We start from the raw sequence: 1,466 nt of genomic DNA, 5'->3' as shown, positions 1-1,466 counted from the left end.
AAATAAATATTTGAGCAATCAAGCCTATTATAAAATCAATTTTAAGTCTAAAATTACTAATCCAGACCAACGCATAGCTCAAGAAATTGAACCTATTACCATCAATGCGTTAAGATTTTCAACTACTTTCCTAGAGAAGTCTATGGATATGATTGCTGCTGTAATCATTCTCTGGACTATTTCTTCACAAGTGGCAATTTATCTGATTATTTATACAATTGTAGGTAATTTATTTGCTATTTTTTTAAGTCAAGAATTAGCGAGAATCAACCGAGAGGAGCTATCATTCAAAGCTGACTTTAATTATTGCCTAACTCATGTACGGAATCATGCTGAATCAATTGCTTTTTTCCAAGGAGAAACTGAAGAACTAAATATTATTAAACGCAGATTTGATAATGTATTGAAAAATGCGGAACGGAGGATAAATTGGGAAAAGGGTCAAGATATTTTTAACAGCGCCTATCAGTCGGCAATTAGTTTGTTTTCTATGTTTATTCTTACACCTTTATTTATTCAAGATAAGATCAATTATGGAGAAATTAGCCAAGCCACATTTTGTAGTTTTATGTTTTCTAATGCTTTAGGTGTATTAATAGCTGAATTTGGTAACTCAGGACGATTTTCTAGTTACGTCCAGCGTTTAGCAGAATTTTCAGATGCGTTAGCATCGGTAAGCCAAAAACCTGAGAATATTGGTACTATCAAAGTCATAGAAGAACCGCGTTTAGGGTTTGAGGATGTCACCTTAAAAACACCCAATTATGAACAAGTGATAGTTAAAGACCTATCATTATCTGTTTCACCAGGAGAAGGGTTGTTAATAGTTGGTGCTAGTGGTAGGGGAAAAAGTTCTTTGCTGAGAGCGATCGCCGGTTTGTGGAATGCGGGAAGTGGTAGGTTAGTAAGACCTGCGTTAAAGGAAATTTTGTTTCTTCCCCAACGTCCCTATATAATTTTAGGAACTCTGCGGGAGCAGCTACTCTATCCGCATACAGACCGGAAAATGAGCGATCGCCAACTGGAAGAAATTCTCCATAAAGTTAATTTGCAAAACCTGCTTACCCGCATCAAGAGTTTTGATACAGAAGTTGCTTGGGAAAATATCTTATCATTAGGAGAACAACAACGTTTAGCTTTTGCTAGATTATTAATTTCTCTCCCTAGCTTTACTATTTTAGATGAAGCGACGAGTGCTTTAGATTTAAAAAACGAAGAAAATTTATATTCTCAATTACAAGCTACAAACACAACTTTTATTAGTGTGGGACATCGAGAAAGTTTGTATGCTTATCATCAATGGGTTCTAGAACTTACAGAAAATAATCATTGGCAACTCTTACCAATTGAAGATTATAAACGCGAAAAATCAATTTCTTTGACTACTGCATCAAAATAGTAAATTGAGAAAATTACCGAAAATTACAATCATGCTCACCCAAAAGCAAAAACAATTTATTAATTAT

General features: G+C 34.4%; 1 protein-coding gene. It reads left to right on the top strand.

Features of this window, described 5'->3' with window-relative positions:
- Positions 1–1,399, top strand: a 1,399-nt coding sequence (locus IQ228_RS25970; RefSeq protein WP_193965001.1) for an ABC transporter ATP-binding protein/permease, incomplete at its 5' end; no start/stop codon positions are given.
- Positions 1,400–1,466: the final 67 nt, after the last annotated feature.

Origin of the sequence: Dolichospermum sp. LEGE 00246 (assembly GCF_015207865.1) — a bacterium.
Taxonomy (GTDB): domain Bacteria; phylum Cyanobacteriota; class Cyanobacteriia; order Cyanobacteriales; family Nostocaceae; genus Dolichospermum; species Dolichospermum heterosporum.
This window is presented reverse-complemented; position numbering and strand designations above follow the sequence as displayed.